The organism is Glaciihabitans sp. GrIS 2.15 (genome assembly GCF_035984695.1).
GTDB lineage: Bacteria > Actinomycetota > Actinomycetes > Actinomycetales > Microbacteriaceae > Lacisediminihabitans.
Genome location: NZ_JAXCHU010000004.1, coordinates 348,565 through 368,493, shown reverse-complemented (window position 1 = coordinate 368,493; position 19,929 = coordinate 348,565). Strand labels below are relative to the sequence as shown.

Genomic DNA, 19,929 nt, shown 5'->3' with positions numbered 1-19,929 from the left:
CGTCCGGCCTATAACGACCGTCCGGCTCGTACCGAGCGTCCGGCCTATAACGACCGTCCGGCTCGTACCGAGCGTCCGGCCTATAACGACCGTCCGGCTCGTACCGAGCGTCCGGCCTATAACGACCGTCCCGCTCGTACGGACCGCCCGTCGTACAGCAACGACCGTCCGCAGCGCTCGTTTGATGATCGCGCACCCCGCCGCGACAGCGACTACTACCCGGCCAAGAACGACTCCAAGTCCGCGGCGTTCGCCGCCCACGAAGACGTCGTGCTCGAGCGTCTCGAGGCCAAGGTCATCACCGCGGGCGACGCGGCCGGTGTCACCTGGAAAGACCTGGGCATCGGCGACAACATGACTCGCCAGCTCATCCTGATGGGTGCGGAGTCGCCGTTCCCGATCCAGGCCGCCACCATCCCGGATGTGCTCGCCGGCAAGGACGTGCTCGGTCGCGGAAAGACCGGATCCGGCAAGACCATCGCCTTCGGGGCACCGCTCGTCGAGCGCCTGATGGAGAACATGGGTGGCGCCGGACGCAAGCCGGGCCGCAAGCCCCGCGCGCTGATCCTCGCTCCTACCCGCGAGCTCGCGATGCAGATCGACCGCACGGTACAGCCCATCGCCCGCAGCGTCGGCCTGTTCACCACGACAATTGTCGGCGGGGTTCCGCAGTACAAGCAGGTCTCTACCCTCCAGCGCGGCGTCGATATCGTCATCGCCACACCGGGCCGAGTCGAGGACCTCATTGAGCAGGGCCGTCTCGATCTCAGCGAGGTCTTCGTAACCGTGCTCGACGAGGCCGACCATATGTGCGATCTCGGCTTCCTCGAGCCGGTGCAGCGCATCCTCGAGTCCACCAAGAAGGGCGGTCAGAAGCTGCTGTTCTCGGCCACTCTCGATAAGGGTGTCGCCACCCTGGTCAAGCAGTTCCTCAAGGAGCCGGCCGTGCACGAGGTCGCCGGTGAAGACCAGGCTTCGTCCACGATCGACCACCGTGTGCTGCTCATCGAGCAGCGCGACAAGACCCGCATCATCGAGGAGCTCGCTGCTGGCGAAGGTAAGACGCTCATTTTCGCCCGTACCCGTGCGTTCGCCGAGCAACTGGCCGACCAGCTCGAGGATGCCGGCATCCCGGCCACCTCCCTGCACGGCGACCTCAACCAGTCGCGCCGCACGCGCAACCTGCAACTGCTCACGAGCGGGCGGGTTAACGTGCTGGTGGCGACGGATGTGGCGGCTCGCGGCATCCACGTGGATGACATCAGTCTCGTCATCCAAGCCGACGCTCCGGATGAGTACAAGACCTACCTGCACCGCTCCGGTCGTACCGGCCGCGCGGGCAAGGTCGGAACCGTCGTCACCCTGATTTCGAAGGCGCGCCGCCGCCGTATGGATGAGCTGCTTGGACGTGCCGAGATCAAGGCGTCCATGCAGATCGCCGCTCCCGGCGATCGCGTGATCGAAGAGCTTGCCGCGCTGTAAAAATAGCGGTGATCGTGCAGGGCGTCCATCCTTCGGGGTGGGCGCCCTTCGGGGCTTAGCGTGTCGAAACTCACGCGACGATGGGCGTAGCGCCGCGGTCCCAATCGATTTCACCACCTCCTCCTCCTCCTCCTCCTTCACTTCCTCCTCCTCCTCCTCCTCAACCGCCACCTCTCCTCCTCAACCGCCACCTCTCCGCCTCAGCCACCGCCTCTCCGCCTCAGCTCCTCCTCTCCGCGGGAGGGATTTTTGAGCAATTAGCATCAGATGGAGGGAGTTTTCGATGAGATTCGGATATTTCCCTCCCTCGCTGCGGAGCGGCCGACGAAATCGATCGCCGTCGCGAACGCGATCTGCAGCAGACACACCCGGGACTCATCTGCGGTGCCCATCCTCGAGCATCCGCATCACAGTCGCCACCGTTTCCTCCCAGCGCTCGAAGATGTCGGCGTAGCCGAACCTCAACACACCGTAACCCGATCGGATGATGCGATTCGTGCGTATTCGATCGGTGGCCGCCTCGTGCCATTGGTCGCCATCCAGCTCGATAACGAGCCATCCATCAATGACAAGGTCGACTCTGTCAATCCCGATCTGCACCTGCTGCACAACCCGAAGGCCGAGTGCGTCAAACCGCATTCTGGCGATTGTTTCCAGGCCGGACCCGGCGAGAAATGTCAAGTCCTTCGAGAGCCGATGCAGGCGTTTCGGGAGGCGTTGGATGATGTGCGCAACAGCCCGACGCGTCATCCGATTCGCGGTGACTGCGCTCTCTAACGCGGCGGCGACCTGCTCCACGGGTTCAGTAGTCGCGAAGCGGCCGATCGCATCTGAGATGGACACCCGCCACGCCGGTGCCAGGCCCTCACCGATCTCAAACGGGGCCCAATGGGTCACAAGTGTGGGGACGAAGAATCGCGGGGGCGTGAACCGAGCGATGGGGGTGAGAGGAGCCTGCGTCACACGATGGGAATCCTCAGGAACCTGGAGATGAATTCGATGGTCGTCACCACACCAGATTCCGTAGGAGCCCAGGGCCGTACCGCCGGTCAACCGCGCACCGTGGAGTACTGCGATGATGGAGGCCTGGCTCGCGTTCGCGGTCGCAACCCATCCCATCCGCACCGGTAACAGGTCGCCGTCAGCGATTGCCCGGTCGATGCGATGACGCCCGATGTTCATGCTTTTGAGCTGCCGACGCGAGGCGAGAAACCCGAACTGTTCCATGGTCCTTGTGATTTGCATGGCTCAAGGGTGAAACGATGGCTAGCCCCGCGGATTCCTCTCGACGAAATTGTGCGTCGCTGCCCGAATGGCGGCTTGGGGAGGACGAGTCGGGAGGGGAATCTTCATTCCCATCGAAAAACTCCCTCCAGCGCGCGCTGATTCTGAAAAACTCCCTCCCGCGCTGCTCTAGGCCGTTGGTTTCTCCACCACCGCAGCCACCACCGGAGCCCCACCTCAATCCCCACCACCTCCCGCCCCAACGCAGCCCGACCAGCTGTAGCGCGGCATCGGCGACGGACATCGGTAGTCCGCGAGAGCAGCAAACCGATGATGAATCTATTCCCGACGGCCGCTCGGGTTCGGCAGCGCACGCTGGTAGCTCGCGCGTACGGACGGTAGGCGGCGCTCGGGCGATAACAGGCCGGCGAGTGCTCGCGACCGGCGACGGATGCCCCAGGCCCTCCCTCGAAACAGGGACTCCAGAGCTACGACCCACTCTTTCAGTTCCGTGCTGGCGGCATCACCACCCTCAAGCGCATCGCCCAACGCCGCGCGGGAACCGCGCCGGAAGGTCAGGCCAGCGCGAGCAAAACCGCCGCGACAAGTGCGACGGCGAGTCCCATCCACTGCACCGGCGCGATCCGCTCCCGCAGCACCACCGCGGCCAGCACGATCGTGCCGGCCGGTGCGAGGGCGTTCAGCACCGACACGATCGAGAGTTCCCCCATTCTCAACGCGAGAAGGAACAGGAACGCGGCAGCGGCATCGGTCACCCCACAGAGCACTGCGAAGCCCACCGTCACGCGGGTGATCGTCGGCCTCGGCGTGCCCCGCCGGGCCAGGCGCTGGCCGAGTAGCGCGACCGACATGACGATGCCGGTTACGACAAAGGTGACGAGGAGTGGCGCCGGCCCGCTGTCGGGTGGGGTCAGGTCGATGAAGACAAGGTACCCGCCGATCGCGACCCCGGCCCCCACTGCCATCAGGAGGCCGCGTGGGCTCGGCCGCACGGCACGCTCGCCCGGCACGAGGCAGATGAGGACGATCGCAAGGAGCCCGATCGCGAGGCCGAGGTAACCAAGGCCGCTCAGCCGCTCTCCACGCACGAACCCGACGGTGATCGGGATCACCGCGGCCACGAGCGCCAGGATGGGGGACAGGATGCTCATCGGTCCAAGAGCGAGGCAGGCGTAGAGCAGCACCAGCGCGACAGCACCGCAGACCCCGGCCAGAACGCCCCAGAGCAGCACGGGTGCACCCCATCGGCTGGGCAGCACGAGGGCAGCGACCACCAGCACCGCGAGGCCGGCGATCGAGTTGATCAGGGTCACCCGCACGGCACTGGTGCCCCGTGCGGCGAGACCGCCGAAAAAATCACTTGCTCCGTAGATCACGGAGCCGGCGAGCGCGAGGGCGACACTCAACATGGTGGTGCCTAGCCCACGGCTAGCATGGCGGCGGCGACAAGCGCGAGCACGAGTCCGACGATCTGAATCGGTGCGATCCGTTCGCGCAGCACGATTGCGGCGAGGAGGATCGTGCCGGCCGGATAGAGCGCGGTAAGCACGGATTGGATGGTGAGTTCGCCCTGCCGAAGACCGAACAGCAACAGTGCGTTCGCGATCGCGTCGATCACTCCTGCGACGATTGCCAGAACCAGTCCCGGCTTCCATCCGCCGACCGCTCGTGGAGTGGTTCCGCGCCGTCGTGCCAAGAGGGCACCGATACCGATTGCGCTGAACATCACGATGGCATTTACAGTGCGGCTCATGACCAGGGGCACCAGCCCGGAGTCTCGCGGAGTCAGGTCGATCAGGATGAGGAACGCACCGATGAGCGCCCCCGCCCCGACCGCCATTGCCAGAGCCCGGAGCGACGGCCGAACTGCTCCCTTCTCGGGCACAAACCCCACGAGCACGACCGCGACGAAGGCCACGACGATGGCGACATAGCCGAGCCCACCACGGTGCTCACCACGCACGACGCCGGCGAGTACCGGCACCATGGCCGAGATCACGGCCGTCAGCGGGGAGAGGATGCTCATCGGCCCGATCGCGAGGCAGGCGTAGAGCAGCACCACCGCGAAGGCGCCGGTGATGCCGGTGACGCCGCCGAGGAGCACCGCCTTCGTCGACCAGACACTCGGAAACAACGGAAAAGCGAGCAGCAGGATGACGAGTCCGGACAGGCCACCGATCGCGGTCACGCGTACCGCACTGATGCGCTTCGCGGCCATGCCGCCAGCGAAGTCTGCAGACCCGAAAATGAGCGCTGCCGTGACGCCGATGAACACAGCGAGCACGGGGGACCTTTTCTGGTGGGAGTACTCAACGGTAGCGGTAAGCATCGATGACGATTTCGTGAAGATGCTTCCGTCGGCGACGCCCGAGACGCTAGGGTGCATTTCAAACCCCCCAATCGGGGGTGAACCTGGTCGTCTATAGGCTTTCTTCTACTCACGTTCTTATAAAGACAGGTCCGCAATCCAAGGAGACTCCCGGAGTCATGGCACTTTTCGCAGCCCGTTCCCACCGATTTACTCTTGCAGCAATCGCCCTCACCGTCGCTCTCGGTATTCCCACCCTCGCTGGTTCGGCCGCGACCGCTGCGGAGGCACCGGTCGCCATCGACATCCTCAGCTTCAACGACTTTCACGGCCGTCTCGAGGCATCCTCGCCGTCAGCGGGTGCCGCCGTGCTCGGCGGCCTGGTCACGTCGTTCCGGGCGGCCAACCCGAACACGCTTGTCGTTTCCGGTGGAGACTCAATCGGGGCCTCCACATTCACGAGCTTCATCCAGAAGGACCAGCCCACCATCGACGCCCTCAACGCGATCGGCGTCGATGCGAGTGCGATCGGCAATCACGAGCTCGACGGGGGCCAGGCCGATCTCGAGGGCCGAATTATTCCGGCCACCAACTATCCGCTGCTCAGCGCCAACATTTACAACAGAACGACCGGCCAGCCCGAATTCGCCCGGTACGCGCTCAAGCAGACCGGCGGCGTGACCGTCGGGTTCATCGGAGCGACGACGGATGAGACCCCCTCGCTCGTGAGTCCGGCGGGGGTTGCAAACCTCGAGTTCCGCGACATCCCGACCGAGGTCAATCGCGTGGCCGACCAGCTCAGCGACGGCAACCCGGCCAACGGTGAGGCGGATGTCATAGTCCTGACGGTGCACGAGGGCGCGGCAGACACCACGCTCGCAAGCGCCACCGGCGACTCGGCCTTCGGCAAGATCGTGAATACTGTGGACGCCAACGTCGACGCCATCGTGTCGGGCCACACGCACCAGGCCTACAACTGGCAGCTGCCGATCCCGGGCACCGACCGCACCCGTCCGGTGCTGCAGGCGGGCAAGTACGGCGAGAAATACGGCCACATCTCTCTGTCGGTAGATCCAACGACGAAGGCGCTGCTCAGTATCAGCTCCGAAGTGAAGCCGCTGTTTGGAGCATTCGCTCCTGATGCCGCGGTCGCGGCAATCGTTGCCGCCGCCGCGGCCGCCGCGAAAGACAGGGGCTCGGTGCCCGTCGGTACGATCACCGCCGACTTCAACCGGGCGAGCCAGAAGGACGGCGTGACCGAGAACCGCGGTGGGGAGTCTCCGCTCGGCAACTTCGTGGCAGACGTGCAGCTGTGGGCCACGAACGGAAAAGCGCAGGTGGCGCTGATGAATCCGGGAGGGCTTCGCACCGACCTCAGGTATAAGGCCAGCGCCAACACTCCCAACGATGTCGACGGGCGCGTGACCTACCAGGAGGCTGCGAGCGTGCAGCCTTTCGCGAATACCCTGGTGACGAAGACGCTCACCGGTGCTCAGCTCAGGCAGGTGCTCGAGGAGCAGTGGCAGCCAGCCGCCTCAACCCGCCCGTTCCTCAAGCTCGGCGTGTCGAAGTCTCTCGAGTATCGCTATGACCCCACGGCAGCAGCCGGCAGCCACATCACGGCGATCACCCTCAACGGCCTGCCCGTGGCATCCACCGACTCGATCACGGTGGTGGCGAATTCGTTCCTCGCCTCTGGCGGTGACAACTTCGTGACACTCGCCACGGGAACGAACACGGGTGACACCGGCAAGATCGACCTGCAGAGCATGGTCGACTACTTCGTCGCCAACCCGGTCGCCTCTCTGGACTACGCTCAGCGTGCCGTTGGCGTCACCCTGTCCGCGGCCGCAGCGACACCGGGTGACATCGTGACCCTCGGGCTGTCCTCCCTGCTGTTCTCGAACGGTGAGCCGAATAGCGGCACCGCCACAGTAAGCGTGGGCGGCACCGTGCTCGCCCAGTCGGCCATCGATCCCGCAATCATTGACCTCGGGGATGAGACCGGCCGGGCATCCGTCGCAGTCACCATCCCCACCGCCACCCCGGCGGGAACCCTGGTGCTGACCGTCGCTGTACCGCAGACCGGAACGGCGATCGATGTCCCGCTCACCATCACTGTGCCGACCATAGCTTCGGTTACCGCTCCCGTGATCAGTGGAACCGCGACGGTGGGCCACATTCTCACAGCGTCTCCTGGCACCTGGAGTGTCACCTCTCCGACGCTCGCCTACCGGTGGAATCGTGCGGGAGCACCCATTGATGGAGCGACCGCCGCGAGCTACTCACCGGTCGCAGCGGATGCGGGCAGAGCGATCACGGTAACGGTCACCGCCAGCGCGCCAGGCACCACCCCGGGAGTCGCGACCTCTGCCGCTATAACGGTCGATCGTCTGGCATCCGTCACCCGCGGAACCGTCGACCGCGTGCTCGTGAGCCACAAATCACCGGTCGCCTATCGGGTTCTCGTCACGGGCCATGGCCTGGTGCCGACGGGTGACATCGTCGTGCGCGATGGGCGGAACGTGCTCACCGCCGTGACCCTGACACCCGCCGACAATGGCCGGGTCACAGTGACGCTTCCGAAGTTGCGCCGAGGCATCCACCTGCTCACCGCAACCTACTCGGGTGACGCGCAGCTCGTGGATTCGGCGTCGTTCCCGGCGCTGGTTCTCGTGCGCTGAGCCGCCGACCTCGTCAACGGGGGGAGTTCGGCTCTGATCGGACTCCCCGTTTCACTAGCTAGTCTTTTCGCGTGGAATTCGCCTATCACCATCTCGCCCGAAGCGCTCCCGGTTACCGTTGGTGGAAGCCGCTCGTCACCGGGCTGATCGCCCTCGGCATCTTCGTCGTCTTCACCATCGTGCTCGTCGTGCTGCTGCTGGCCTCCACGCTGGTCTTCCCCGAAGTGCGACCGGTGATCACGAAGCTCATCACCACGGGCCAAATCGATAACAGCCTTCCCGTGGTGCTCGGGTTCTCGCTCTCCTCGATCGCGGTGATCCTGCCATCGATCTGGCTCGCGCGCCTCATTATGGGGCCGCGCCCGGTCGGCCTGCTGTCGTCGATCGCTGGTCGGCTGCGCTGGCGATGGATGTTGCGACTCATCCTTCCCGTCGTCATCGCGTACGGCGCCTCTACCCTGTTTTCTGTGCTGCTGTTGCCCTTGCTGACGGGCGAGACACTTCCGGTCGCGTCGGTGACAGCGAGCACCTGGCCTGTGGTGCTCGTGGCGGTGCTGCTCGTGCCGCTGCAGGCCACCGCCGAAGAATTCTTCTTCCGCGGGTACCTGGCCCAGACGATCGGCGGCTGGCTGAAGCATCCGCTGTTCGCGATCCTGCTACCGGTGCCGCTGTTCACCATCGGTCACCAGTACGACGTGTGGGGACTCATCGACGTGTCAGTGTTTGCCGTGGTGGCCGGGTGGCTGGTCTTCAAGACGGGAGGGCTCGAGGCATCCATTGTGGCCCACGTCGTGAACAACACGGTGATCTTCGTGATCGGTGCCTTCGGCCTTGTCGACGTGAATTCCAAAACCGGCAGCGGCCTCGAGGTCGCAATCTCGGCAGTCACCCTCGCGCTCTATGCGTGGCTCGTAGCGCGCGCGGCGAAGCGATTCGCGCTGGAGAGGGTGCGGGTGATCACGCTGCCTGCACCGCCGGATCCGGCGACCATTGTGCACAGCGAAGGCGGCACGGAGGGCACTGTCACAGCCCGCGGCTAGACTCGCCCGGTGGGCAAGAGAGGCACGAGAGAAGGATCTGTAGGGTGAGCTGGAGCGCGGACATCCCCTGGGATCCCGACGACCTCGTCCCACCGGACGAGTTCGATTACGAACCTCCCTCCGATGGCGATCGTGAGAGAGAATTCATCGCTCGCGAGCCAACTCGTCCCTCTTCCTCCAAATATGCTTCCTCCAAATATTCGAGCGCGAACGATGCTCTCCAGACGGTCTTCGGTTACGACTCTTTCCGCGGTGACCAGGCCGAGATCATCCAGCAAGTGGTCGATGGTGGGGACGCCCTCGTGCTCATGCCCACCGGTGGCGGCAAGTCGCTCTGCTACCAGATCCCCGCGCTCGTGCGCGAGGGCACCGGGGTCGTCATCTCTCCACTGATCGCCCTGATGCAGGACCAGGTGGATGCCCTTTCCGCTGTCGGCGTGCGTGCGGCGTACCTCAACTCCACCCAGGACCAGTCCGAGCGCCGGGGCGTGGAACACGCCCTACTCAACGGCGAACTTGACCTGCTCTATCTCGCGCCCGAGCGACTGCGCGTGCCGGCGACGGCGGATCTTCTCGACCGAGCCGCGATCTCCCTCTTCGCGATCGACGAGGCCCACTGCGTCTCGCAGTGGGGCCACGACTTCCGACCCGACTACCTTCAGCTGTCGATGCTGCATGAGCGCTGGCCGACCGTGCCGCGCATCGCCCTCACGGCAACCGCGACGGAGCAGACCCACCTCGAGATCCAAAAGCGACTGCAGCTGAGCGATGCCCGGCATTTCGTCGCGAGCTTCGACCGTCCAAACATCCAATACCGCATCGCGGCGAAGAACGCTCCCCAGCAGCAGTTGCTCGAGCTGCTGCGCAGCGAGCACCCGGGAGACGCGGGCATCGTCTACTGCCTGTCGCGCAAGTCGGTTGAGCAGACGGCCGACTTCCTGGTGCAGAACGGCATCGCGGCCCTTCCCTATCACGCGGGTCTCGACTCGCGCGTGCGAGCGGCGAACCAGTCACGGTTCCTGCGCGAAGACGGCATCGTCATGGTCGCCACCATCGCCTTCGGGATGGGCATCGACAAGCCCGACGTGCGGTTCGTGGCGCACCTCGACCTTCCCAAGTCGGTGGAGGGCTATTACCAGGAGACCGGCCGCGCCGGTCGTGATGGCCTGCCGTCCACCGCTTGGCTCGCCTACGGGCTGCAGGATGTCATGCAGCAGCGCCGCATGATCGAAGGCTCTGAGGGTGACGCAGAGCACCGCCGCCGCCTCGGCCTGCACCTCGACGCGATGCTCGCCCTCTGCGAGACCGTCGAGTGCCGTCGGGTGCAGCTCCTTGGGTACTTCGGTGAGGAATCGACGCCCTGCGGTAACTGCGACACCTGCCTCGCGCCCCCCGAATCGTGGGATGGCACTGTGCCAGCGCAGAAACTGCTCTCCACGATCGTGAGGCTGCAGCGCGAGCGTAACCAGAAGTTCGGAGCGGGGCAGATCGTGGACATCCTGCTGGGGCGCAGCACCGCCCGCATTACCCAGAATGACCATGCGTCACTGTCGACTTTCGGCATCGGTACCGAGCTCACTGACCAGGAGTGGCGGGGGGTCGTGCGGCAGTTGCTTGCGCAGGGACTCCTCGCGGTGCAGGGCGAATACGGCACGCTCGTCGTGACGGAGGCAAGCACGACCGTGCTCGCCGGACAGCGACCGGTGATGCTGCGCCGTGAACCCGAGCGGGCAGTACGACCGACCAGGTCGCGCCGTGGTCCTGCCGTCGAGCTGCCCGCGGGTGCAGCTCCGGTGTTCGAGCGCCTGAGGATGTGGCGGGCGGCAGAATCGAAGGAGCAGGGCGTTCCTGCCTACGTCGTCTTCCACGATGCGACCCTGCGCGAAATCGCTACCGGCACCCCGACGACTCTCGCCGAGCTCGGCACGATGAGTGGCGTTGGAGAGAACAAGCTTGCCAAGTACGGGGAGGCGATCCTCGAGGTGCTTCGCGGCTGAGCGGTGCGCCCGGGACCTGCGCGCCCGGGACCTGCGCGCCCGGGACCTGCACTGACTAGCGCGATTGGCGATTCTTGTAGGGTCGGGGTTCACCCTTTACGATCGGCGCGCGACCCTTGCCCTTGGATGCCCTGGCCTTGCCGCCGGGCGGTGCAGCGGGAGCCGGTGGTCGATTGTCGAACTCCGCGAGCTCGCTCCGAGCCTGCTCGAGAAGTGCCTCTCCCGCACCGGTGAGGGTTGTCGTCTCTTGGCGGCGGTCGAACAGGTCAGAACCGATCTCGGTCTCGAGCGTGCGAATAGACGAGTCGAGTTTCGCGCGGGAGATGCCGAGGGAATTGGCGGCGCGAACGAAATGCATTTCCTCGGCAACGGCCACGAAATGCCGCAGGTGGGTGATCTTCACGCAAAGCTCCTCGGTCCCGGCCGCGCTTCGCAACCAGACCTTCAGGGTACGCGGCCCTCGGGCGGCGCGGCTGGCGAGGCGCGGAGGTAGCCCAACGCGACAACGGGCCCGGCGACCGTGTGATCGCCGGGCCCTCCCTGCACTTCGGCGCTAGGCGGCGTCCAGGTAACCATTCGGGTTGAGCACGTACTTCGTCGCTGCTCCGGCGTCGAACTCTGCGTAGCCACGCGGAGCCTCGTCGAGAGTGATCGCCTTGGCATTCACATTCTTGGCAATGTGCACTCGGTCGTTCAGGATCGCCATCATGAGCCCGCGGTTGTACTTCATCACCGGACACTGGCCGGTCGTGAATGACAGCGACTTCGCCCATCCGGTGCCGAGGCTGAGGGACAGGGACCCCGTTTTGGCGGCCGCGTCTACGCCGCCTGGATCGCCGGTGACGTACAGCCCGGGAATACCCATCGCGCCGCCCGCCGCCGTGATATCCATCAGGGAGTTGAGCACTGTCGCCGGTGCTTCGCCGCCACCGTGATGGCCCTTGGCCTCGAAGCCGACGGCGTCAACGCCGCAGTCCACCTCTCGCACTCCCAGAATCTGCTCGATCTGGTCGGCGATTTCACCGACGGAGAGATCGATTGTTTCGCACCCGAAGGTCCGAGCCTGGGCTAGGCGATCGGCGTTCATGTCTCCGACAATCACCGCCGCAGCACCGAGCAGCATCGCGGATGACGCGGCTGCCAGCCCCACTGGGCCGGCGCCCGCAACGTACACGGTCGATCCGACCCCCACCCCGGCGGTAACCGCCCCGTGGAAGCCGGTCGGGAAAATGTCGGACAGCATCGTGAGGTCCATGATCTTCTCAAGGGCCTGGTCGCGGTCGGGGAACACGAGCAGGTTCCAGTCCGCGTAGGGCACGAGCACGTACTCGGCCTGACCGCCCACCCAGCCGCCCATGTCGACGTACCCATAGGCGCTTCCCGGGCGATCCGGGTTCACATTGAGGCAAATGCCGGTCTTGCGTTCTTTGCAATTGCGGCAGCGGCCGCAGGCAATGTTGAACGGCACCGAGACGAGATCGCCGACTTTGACGAACTCGACGCCCGGGCCGACTTCCACCACCTCGCCGGTGATTTCGTGACCAAGCACGAGGTTGGCCGGGGCAGTGGTGCGCCCGCGCACCATGTGCTGATCCGAGCCGCAAATGTTGGTGGCGACAGTGCGAATGATGGCGCCGTGCGGCACTTTGCGGCCAATGTTAGCCGGATTGACGCCCGGTCCGTCTTTCAGTTCGAAGGTGGGGTAGTCGATGTCGATGACCTCGACCTTGCCGGGTTCCTTGTAGGCAACAGCCCTATTTCCTGACATTCCGATCCTCCTCGATCTATTCGGGCACCTTTCTTCGATACCCACAGTTATTCGATCGTAGATCGCTCGAGATGGTGAGTCTGTGGGGGGAATCCCTCCTATCCGTGCGGCCAGATTGGGGCTAATGTTCCGTGGACGGACCCACGTCATAAGATCGCAGAATGCGTAACTTTTATCCTGAAATCGACCCTTATGACTTCGGGCTACTGGATGTCGGCGACGGTCAGAGCATCTACTGGGAAACCTCGGGGAATCCCGACGGCAAGCCTGCGGTGTTCCTGCACGGTGGACCGGGTGGCGAGACGCAGCCCAATCACCGCCGCCTGTTTGATCCGGCGAAGTACCGCATCGTGCTGTTCGACCAGCGCGGCTCCGGTCGGAGCCTCCCGCACGCGAGCGACGCTGGCATCGACCTCAGCACCAACACCACCTGGCACCTGATTGACGATCTCGAGCTGTTGCGGCAGTACTTGCGGATCGATCGTTGGTTGGTGTTCGGCGGATCCTGGGGCAGCACGCTGGCGCTCGCCTACGCGCAGACGCATCCGAGTCGAGTCTCTGAACTCGTGCTGAGGGGTATTTTCACGCTGCGCAAGTCAGAGCTCGACTGGTTCTACGAGGGTGGCGCAGAGGCGGTCTTTCCCGATGCCTGGGAGGATTTCCTTGCTCCCGTTCCGCTCGAGGAGCGCAATATGCTGATTCAGGCATATTCTCGGCTGCTCAATGATCCAGACCCCGCGATCCACGGGCCGGCCGCTGTGGCCTGGTCGGTCTGGGAGGCATCCACCATCACTCTGTTGCCCACGCCGAACGTGGTGTCCATCTTTTCCGATCCGCATTACGCTCTGGCCTTCGCCCGAATCGAAAACCACTACTTCGTCAATCGTGGTTTTTTCGACGACGGCCAGCTGATCCGCGATGCGCGCCTGCTCAGAGACATTCCCGGCGTGATTATCCAGGGACGCTACGACATCTGCACGCCGGCCGTCACGGCCTGGGATCTGCACCGTGCCTGGCCGGAGGCGAGGTTCGTGATGGTGCCGGATGCCGGCCACGCGTTCGACGAACCGGGCATCCTCTCCGCGCTTATCGATGCCACCGATCGATTCGCCGCCGGCCCGACCTAGACACGCGGCACTCGATACCTACTCGGATGAGCCGCGGCTACAACTCCCCTTGGTTGTCAACCGTGCAGGCTCACGATCGTGTTATCGAACGCGCTCGCCAGCTCAATAAGGGCGATCGACGCGCTGTGGTAGCGCTCACCGGGGCCCTCTCAGAGCCGCCGTCGCTCCGCGCCGCCGCGGACGCTTCCCTCGGAGTTGGCTGCTCGGCATCATGCCCCCCCGCGTGGTCCGCCCGCGCTGTGAACGTCGTGCCGATAATGCGGAGCCGAGTGACACAAAGCCAAAGATCAGGATGATGCCGCAGACGGCAACGATGATCACGGTGCGCAGTCGACTGGATATTTTCTCAGTCGCCCGATCCGGTGCCGATGCTTGGATCGCCGTGAACAAGTAGCGGTCGTCCGCCCCATTCACGGTCTGGATCCGTCGAAGGGTCGAGGTGAACATCGACCCGAGCTCCTTGGTCGTCGCGACGGACTGGGCTGGTGTGCCACCCCTTCCGGTGATCGTGGCGATGAAGCCGGACCCACCCGCGCTCGGCGCAACCGTGAAGTCTGTGCCCAGGCCCATCGACTTGAGATAGTCCGCCGTGGACGACGCGTTCAGCTGCGTCATCACGACGCTCGTGACAAGGGTCGAATCCGCTGACCTCAGATAGGGGTTGTTCGAGTTGAGATTGCCGAGGGCAGGGTCGGCCTGAATCTGAGCATCGGTCGGGATGCCGGGGCTGACGACCGCATAGGAGGCGGTCGACTCGTAATCGCGAGGCCCGAACGCAAAAACGAGTACGGACGCGGCGACTGCGATCAGGAGAGCGGGAAGTGCGAACCAGCGCTGCTGCCAGAGGCGTCGGAGGACCTCGATCGGATCCATGTCATTTGCCTCTTTCTAAGGGGACGGGGTGTGGGCCGGGGATTCCGGACTCCGCTTTACAGATCTTCCATACAACACCGGCGAGCGCCACCATGAGCGGGTAGGTCAATGCGAAGACCGGGAACGACAAAGAGTCGAAGGCTACTGAGCAGACCCCCGCCGCGGCGAGGCCGCCCGCGAGCGCGCCCGCGAGAGCCTTCGCGTTCGGATCGCTGGTGTGCCGCGCCGCGACGATGGCCAGGACCCCGGGGAGCAGAAGGTAGAACGCGACGCAGACCAGGCCGATGATCCCGGTGGTGACAGCGGACGTGAGGTACTGGTTGTCGAGCACGTTGACAAGGTTGCTGGTGTCATAGGTGCCGGGGCCGGTACCGAACAGCGGGCGCTTGTCGATCATGATCTCGACGCGCGGGTAGTTGTTGACACGGTTTGCGATCGAGGGGTCAGACGCGTCGGCGGTCAGCGCGGTCGTGATCGTGCCAACGAAGCCAGGGATGATCGCGAATGCGATCACCATCAGGATCGGCGCGATCACGATCGCCCAGCGGCGCACCAGGCGCGGCATGAAGGGCAAAGACACAGCCAGCGCGACCGCCACGCCCAGGACTCCCGAGCGTGAGACGGTCATGATCACCGCCGCGCCGAAGAGAAGGGTCTGCACCCAATGGAGCCAGCGGGCGCCTCGCGGGTCGAACATCGAGCGCCATATCGACAGTGGCAGGAGCATCGCGCTTGTCACTGCGAACTCGATCGCGTGGAAGGTGCTACCCGATACCCTGACCAGGTTGCCTCGCGCCTGATATGCGTCGTCGCCGCCGTTGTAAGTGAAACCGGGCATGGCCGCCTGGATCCACTCCATAGGATTTACGTGGAGGGTGAACTGGATGAGACCGACGAGGCTGCTGAAGAAACCGCCGGCGATAAGCCAGCGGGCGACGCTCAGCACCTGATCTCGTGTCTCCAAGGCGTCACCGACACACAGGATGAGCCCCAGGCTGGCGATGACCAGCACCACCCAGCGGTCTGCCGCGGCCAGGCCGGGAACGGTTCCCTCTCCAACCCAGCCGCCGTACAGCGAGATATACGACACCATGATCCCCAGGGCGAAAACTGCGCCGGCAAGGCGTCCCGGGTGTCGCAATGGGATCGGATCATGCAAGCCCCACAACCACGATGCGAGCCAGCACACAAACAGGAGGCACGACAGCATGATCGAGACGGTGCCGACGGCGCCGAGCGGCGAGATGACCATACTGGACGGGAAGAAGAAGATCGCGAACGCCGTGAAGCGCACGAGCAAGGGTGCGTTCGATAACCCCACGAAATAGGATCGGCGCGAGTAGCTTGGCCGGCGCAATCGAGGAAAGCGAACGAATGCCTCAGCGGTCATTCCTGTTCTCCTCCGTGATCAGGCAATAGCCGAGATTCTATGCCATCGGAGTCAGGCGAAAGTCTGAGAGACAGCCTCTCCCGCGTCCCAGCGGCGAGCTCGCGAAGGCGTGCGGCGCGTGCATCCCAGCTGTGAATCCGAGCGAACGCATGACGTTCGCGATCCCCGTCGAAGGTGCGGCCTTCGGCGATCCACCCTCGAACCCGAGTCACGAATTCCGCGGAAGACTCGGCGATGTCGATTTGCTCGTCGCCAAGCCACCGGGCCGCGGGGATGTCTGTCGATACCACCGGCAAGCCCGCTCCTAGATACTCCAGGGTCTTGAGGGGGAAGCTCGACCGGTTGAAGGACGAATCCGCGTATGGCGTGACGCCTACGGAGGCCGATGCCATCAGGCCGGCTAGGTCCTCGTATGGACGGGCACCGAGCCACTCGGCACTGGGGGCCGCCAACACGGCATCCAGCCGGCGCGCGAACTCGGGATCGCGGTCGGCTCTTGGCCCCACTACGATCAGCGGCAGACCAGCCAGTGCGAGTCCCTCCAAGATGCTGATGTCGAGCCGCTCATTGAGCGTTCCGATCAGGATTGCGGGTGAACCAGCGGGCGCGGGCGCAGGGAGTCGTTCGACAGGGTCCGCACCGTTGGGGAGGACTTCTACGTTTTCCGCCCTGGTCTTCGCCGTGACAACCTCAGCGAGGGCGGGCGAGATGGCGAGCACCAGATCGGCTTCGTGGGCGTTCCGGCGCAGTATTTCCTCGGTGTCGGTCGGCGAAAGGCCCATGAGCCCCGCGCCGCCGACCCAGTCGTCGGTTACATAAAGTACGCGCAGACCCGCGAGCCTGGCCGGAAAGCGGCGATTCGAGGAGTCGAGAACCACGAGCTCGGGAGTGACGCCGAGGCGGTGGATCGCATGCCGGATCTGCCCGGCCACGAGCCGTCGGCTGAAATTCCTGACGATGGGGCGCGTCAGTGCGGGCGGACCGAAGGTCCGGATGCGAGTGACGCCGTCCAGGGGTCGGGAGACAACAGTACCGAGCGCACCGCTGCGCCATCGGAGCACCGACACCGGAGGATCGATCCACACTACCCGTCCCTGACGAGCGAGTGCCGTGACGAGGTGCCGACCAGTGCCAGCGATGTCGTCCCACGTAACGCCCCCGAGGTAAACGATGGTCTCGGAACCTGGCCCCGTGCCGGAGGCCAGGTTCGACGGACCGGGGAGCAGCCCCCACGACGACTCGCGCGTGACCGACCGCAGAGCCAGCGCATGACCGGGGAGCCCGAGCCGCAGTAACTCGCCCAGTGCGATGAGGCTCCGATAGACGGCAGCGTAGGGGCGCGAGTGGTGCTTGCGGATGTAGCGGATGCGGTTAACGGCCATCAGCGCGTCCAGCCGTGCCGAAGATCCGGATCCACCCACCGAATGCCGGATGACAGCATCAGGTGTGTATATCACCCGGAAGCCGGCCTTATGAAGGCGGTTGAAGTAATCGGTCTCCTCGGAATAGAGAAAGAACCGTTCATCCCATGGGCCGACCGCCGCGACTGCCTCGGGGCTGAGCAGTAGCGCGGCTCCTGTTGCCCACTCCACCGCCTGGGGTCCGTCGTAAACCATCGGATCGAAGACCGTCTCGGCAAACCGCCCGGGGCGGGAACGGAACCTCGCCCCAAAGAGGGCGTCGCCGAGCGCGGCGCTCAAGGACGGGTCCCGTCGAAGTGAAAGCGCGGTCGTGCCGTCGTCGCCGACGAAGCGCGGGACCACGGCGCCGACCTCATCCCGGAGGGCGCCGAGCATGGTCGCAAGAGTCCCTGGCGACACCGCGGCGTCGGGGTTGAGGATCAGGACCGGACGGGAGCCGTCGAGCCGCGCCAAGGCTGCATTTATTGCGGCGGCATAGCCGAGGTTTCCGCCCGTGTCGAAGACGAGTGCCTCAGGGGCGTGCAGTCGCGCCACCTCAACCGTGTCGTCGGCGGAGGCGTTGTCCGCAACCAAGACGGCGACCGCGAGGTTCCCGGCATCTGCCCGAAGGCTGTCGAGGAGTTCTCCGACATGCCCAGCACTGTTGTACGTGACGACAATTACCGCGAGGTCGTGGGGACCGTCGGGAGACATGACGGCCAGGACGACCTCCACTGATCGGATTCGGACGGCGCCCGGATTAGTTCAAGGCCATCGTATAGATATGGTGAGTGTATTCGTCGGGGAAGGTGTCGGTGAAGGTCCCATTTGTGGGGGTGATGGTGCGGTTCTCGCCGATAACCCTTATGGTACCGGTGACACCTTTTGGGAGCGTGAAGGTCTTCGAACCGGTACTGCCATCTGTCATGGCGAAGATGTACGCGGAGCCGTCGGAGACTTTTACGCTGGTGTCCAGTCCAGGCCCGAAGTACCATCGGTAGGACGGGGTGTTGATCACTGGGGCGAAAGATTGCACCTGCTGATTGATCGCGGTGATTTTTGCGGTCAACACAGCGCCGCATTGCAGGATGGAATAGGTCCCGCAAGTGCCATTGTTGTTGTGTTGGAAGTAGGCGATTCCCGCGGCCCCGTGGATGATGGCGTTCCACACCGCGCCCTCAATCTGAGCCGGAGCGATGGTGCTGGCCCCGGCCTCGGTCAGGAATGGCTTGGCCGCCTCGACGAATACCCAGTTCGGCGTCGCCGCACCGGAGGAGGATGCCATCCTGTCCTGCAGCCAGCCGTACGCAGACGAGGTGGCCGGGTCCTTACCCTTGGGCCAGTTCCATGATTGGGTAATCACCCCGTCGACCTCCGGCGAGGTGTACGCGTACTTGTCCACGCTGGTGACGTCCACTGAACCCACGAATTGCGACATCGTGTTAGGTGCCCAATAGGTGCCAAGCACCCCATTGCCGAAGTTCGACTGCAGAAAACGACCATCCGCTTGATCGCGGAATGGCGCCGCGAGCTGTTTCTGTTTTAGGAGACGCGCTGTCTCCGTGTCGCCGTCGCAGCCGCTCGAGCCCATCTCGCACTCATCCGACACGTGCCATCCCACCACCCGCGGATCATTCCCGATCTCGGCCCTGGTCCATTCGTCCTGGGCGATCACGTCGATTCCCGCGCTGGTGATGGTACTGATCGGCGAACCGTCGTGTTCGGCCCCCATGTAGGTGTTGATGCCCGCAGCCTTCATCGCAGGCGCATCACTGGGCTTACCAAAGAAAACCGAGATCGGGAAGAATGACGAACTCGTCCACCCCGACGCCACTGCCTTTGGGAACTTCGCGTAATACGATGGACCGCCCCACCACGGAGTCGTTGGCAAATCGATTCCCTTCGGAGGGCCACTCGCAGCGGCGGGCGAATGGGTGATTGATGGCGACGGAGAAGGCGAATTGGTCGTGTACGAGATACCGACCAAATAATTCGAGTTGTGCCGGACTAGCTTCGGCATCACTCCTACGGTCCCTGAATAGACACCGGCTCCGCGGGGGTAGGTGACCACACCGTCAGTGACGGGACTCTCGAACCCATTGGCATTGTCGGCGTAATGGCCGTCGGGTGCGACGTAGGACGCTACCAACTGAGTTCCGGCGGCAACGTGGAGGGGGACGTCGAGAGGCGCAGAAGACCAACCGACATGGTGCTCCGTCGGGAACTTGACCGTCCCGAGGACCTGGCCGCTCTCATCCCAGATTCGCCCGAGATGCGAGCCGGTATTCCGGGGGCCTTCGTAGAATCGGATCGCTGCGATAGTAATGTCGACGGAGGCCGAGAAGCGCACGCCGAGTTCTGCGGGTTTCGCGAGTGGATTCGTTGCGATCGTAGTGGCGCTAGCCGCTCCGACTGCCGACGTGGATTCGGGACGGGGGGAACCGAATGCCGTAACGAGAGCCACGATCGCACCAAGGGCTGCGACGGCCGCGATTGGTGTGAGCACGGACTTCCACCGTCGAGGCAACCTAAAAGGGTGTCGCGGTGACGGCACGTCGCCTCCCAGCGCTCATGCCCCGAATGGGGTCGATTATCATCGCATTGATGTTAGCAAG

Annotated in this window: 14 protein-coding genes; 5 read left to right on the top strand and 9 right to left on the bottom strand. The window is 64.5% G+C overall.

Going from position 1 to position 19,929, the window contains the following annotated elements; all coding sequences use genetic code 11:
* Window positions 1-1,482: DEAD/DEAH box helicase (locus tag RCH11_RS08405; protein ID WP_327056535.1), on the top strand; the 1,482-nt coding region annotated here is incomplete at its 5' end.
* A 375-nt stretch (window positions 1,483-1,857) separates the two neighbouring features.
* On the opposite strand, the gene RCH11_RS08400 is transcribed toward RCH11_RS08405, so the two are convergent.
* From RCH11_RS08400 to RCH11_RS08390, 3 genes are all read right to left on the bottom strand, one after another.
* Window positions 1,858-2,727, bottom strand: coding sequence for an endonuclease domain-containing protein (locus RCH11_RS08400; RefSeq protein WP_327056534.1), 870 nt, complete (start codon window positions 2,725-2,727; stop codon window positions 1,858-1,860).
* A 554-nt stretch (window positions 2,728-3,281) separates the two neighbouring features.
* The gene (locus RCH11_RS08395; RefSeq protein WP_327056533.1) at window positions 3,282-4,136 is read right to left on the bottom strand and encodes a DMT family transporter; all 855 of its coding nucleotides are present in this window, start codon (window positions 4,134-4,136) and stop codon (window positions 3,282-3,284) included.
* A gap of 8 nt (window positions 4,137-4,144) precedes the next feature.
* A complete protein-coding gene (locus RCH11_RS08390; protein ID WP_327056532.1) occupies window positions 4,145-5,113 on the bottom strand; it encodes a DMT family transporter in 969 nt (322 codons plus the stop codon).
* Between the two features lie 101 nt (window positions 5,114-5,214).
* Between RCH11_RS08390 and RCH11_RS08385 the strand changes: the two genes are divergently transcribed.
* From RCH11_RS08385 to recQ, 3 genes are all read left to right on the top strand, one after another.
* Window positions 5,215-7,719, top strand: a complete 2,505-nt coding sequence (locus RCH11_RS08385) for a 5'-nucleotidase C-terminal domain-containing protein (RefSeq protein WP_327056531.1) — start codon at window positions 5,215-5,217, stop codon at window positions 7,717-7,719.
* 71 nt (window positions 7,720-7,790) lie between these two features.
* Entirely contained in the window at window positions 7,791-8,759 is a 969-nt protein-coding gene (locus tag RCH11_RS08380; protein ID WP_327056530.1) for a CPBP family intramembrane glutamic endopeptidase, read from the top strand.
* A gap of 44 nt (window positions 8,760-8,803) precedes the next feature.
* Window positions 8,804-10,756: a DNA helicase RecQ gene (gene recQ / locus RCH11_RS08375; protein WP_327056529.1), complete on the top strand. Its 1,953-nt coding sequence runs from the start codon at window positions 8,804-8,806 to the stop codon at window positions 10,754-10,756.
* 55 nt (window positions 10,757-10,811) lie between these two features.
* Here the strand turns inward: recQ and RCH11_RS08370 are convergent, their stop codons facing one another.
* Together RCH11_RS08370 and fdhA are read right to left on the bottom strand one after the other, a co-directional pair.
* Window positions 10,812-11,159 carry a LysR family transcriptional regulator gene (locus tag RCH11_RS08370; protein ID WP_327056528.1) on the bottom strand — a complete coding sequence of 116 codons (348 nt, stop codon included), beginning with the start codon at window positions 11,157-11,159 and terminating at the stop codon, window positions 10,812-10,814.
* 150 nt (window positions 11,160-11,309) lie between these two features.
* Entirely contained in the window at window positions 11,310-12,524 is a 1,215-nt protein-coding gene (gene fdhA / locus RCH11_RS08365; RefSeq protein ID WP_327056527.1) for a formaldehyde dehydrogenase, glutathione-independent, read from the bottom strand.
* Between the two features lie 161 nt (window positions 12,525-12,685).
* Between fdhA and pip the strand changes: the two genes are divergently transcribed.
* Window positions 12,686-13,651 (top strand): prolyl aminopeptidase, encoded by a 966-nt coding sequence (gene pip, locus RCH11_RS08360; RefSeq protein ID WP_327056526.1) that lies wholly within the window; start codon window positions 12,686-12,688, stop codon window positions 13,649-13,651.
* 135 nt (window positions 13,652-13,786) lie between these two features.
* On the opposite strand, the gene RCH11_RS08355 is transcribed toward pip, so the two are convergent.
* Genes RCH11_RS08355 through RCH11_RS08340 form a run of 4 tightly spaced genes read right to left on the bottom strand, consistent with a single transcriptional unit; the run spans window position 13,787 to window position 19,820 of the window.
* Entirely contained in the window at window positions 13,787-14,524 is a 738-nt protein-coding gene (locus RCH11_RS08355) for a chain-length determining protein (RefSeq protein WP_327056525.1), read from the bottom strand.
* A 1-nt stretch (window position 14,525) separates the two neighbouring features.
* On the bottom strand, window positions 14,526-15,914 hold the full coding sequence (locus RCH11_RS08350; RefSeq protein WP_327056524.1) for an O-antigen ligase family protein: 1,389 nt from the start codon (window positions 15,912-15,914) through the stop codon (window positions 14,526-14,528).
* Window positions 15,911-18,049, bottom strand: coding sequence for a glycosyltransferase (locus RCH11_RS08345; RefSeq protein ID WP_327056523.1), 2,139 nt, complete (start codon window positions 18,047-18,049; stop codon window positions 15,911-15,913). Before RCH11_RS08345 ends, RCH11_RS08350 begins: the two co-directional genes overlap by 4 nt.
* 25 nt (window positions 18,050-18,074) lie before the next feature.
* Window positions 18,075-19,820 carry a DUF4082 domain-containing protein gene (locus RCH11_RS08340; RefSeq protein WP_327056522.1) on the bottom strand — a complete coding sequence of 582 codons (1,746 nt, stop codon included), beginning with the start codon at window positions 19,818-19,820 and terminating at the stop codon, window positions 18,075-18,077.
* Between the last annotated feature and the right edge of the window lie 109 nt (window positions 19,821-19,929).

Excerpts from the sequence above, each read along its gene's own strand:
- RCH11_RS08400 (WP_327056534.1), bottom strand. The coding sequence starts at position 2,727 with ATGCAAATCACAAGGACCATGGAACAGTTCGGGTTTCTCGCCTCGCGT.
- RCH11_RS08385 (WP_327056531.1), top strand. The coding sequence starts at position 5,215 with ATGGCACTTTTCGCAGCCCGTTCCCACCGATTTACTCTTGCAGCAATC.
- RCH11_RS08350 (WP_327056524.1), bottom strand. The coding sequence starts at position 15,914 with ATGACCGCTGAGGCATTCGTTCGCTTTCCTCGATTGCGCCGGCCAAGC.
- pip (WP_327056526.1), top strand. The coding sequence starts at position 12,686 with ATGCGTAACTTTTATCCTGAAATCGACCCTTATGACTTCGGGCTACTG.
- fdhA (WP_327056527.1), bottom strand. The coding sequence starts at position 12,524 with ATGTCAGGAAATAGGGCTGTTGCCTACAAGGAACCCGGCAAGGTCGAG.
- RCH11_RS08390 (WP_327056532.1), bottom strand. The coding sequence starts at position 5,113 with ATGCACCCTAGCGTCTCGGGCGTCGCCGACGGAAGCATCTTCACGAAA.
- RCH11_RS08395 (WP_327056533.1), bottom strand. The coding sequence starts at position 4,136 with ATGTTGAGTGTCGCCCTCGCGCTCGCCGGCTCCGTGATCTACGGAGCA.
- RCH11_RS08355 (WP_327056525.1), bottom strand. The coding sequence starts at position 14,524 with ATGGATCCGATCGAGGTCCTCCGACGCCTCTGGCAGCAGCGCTGGTTC.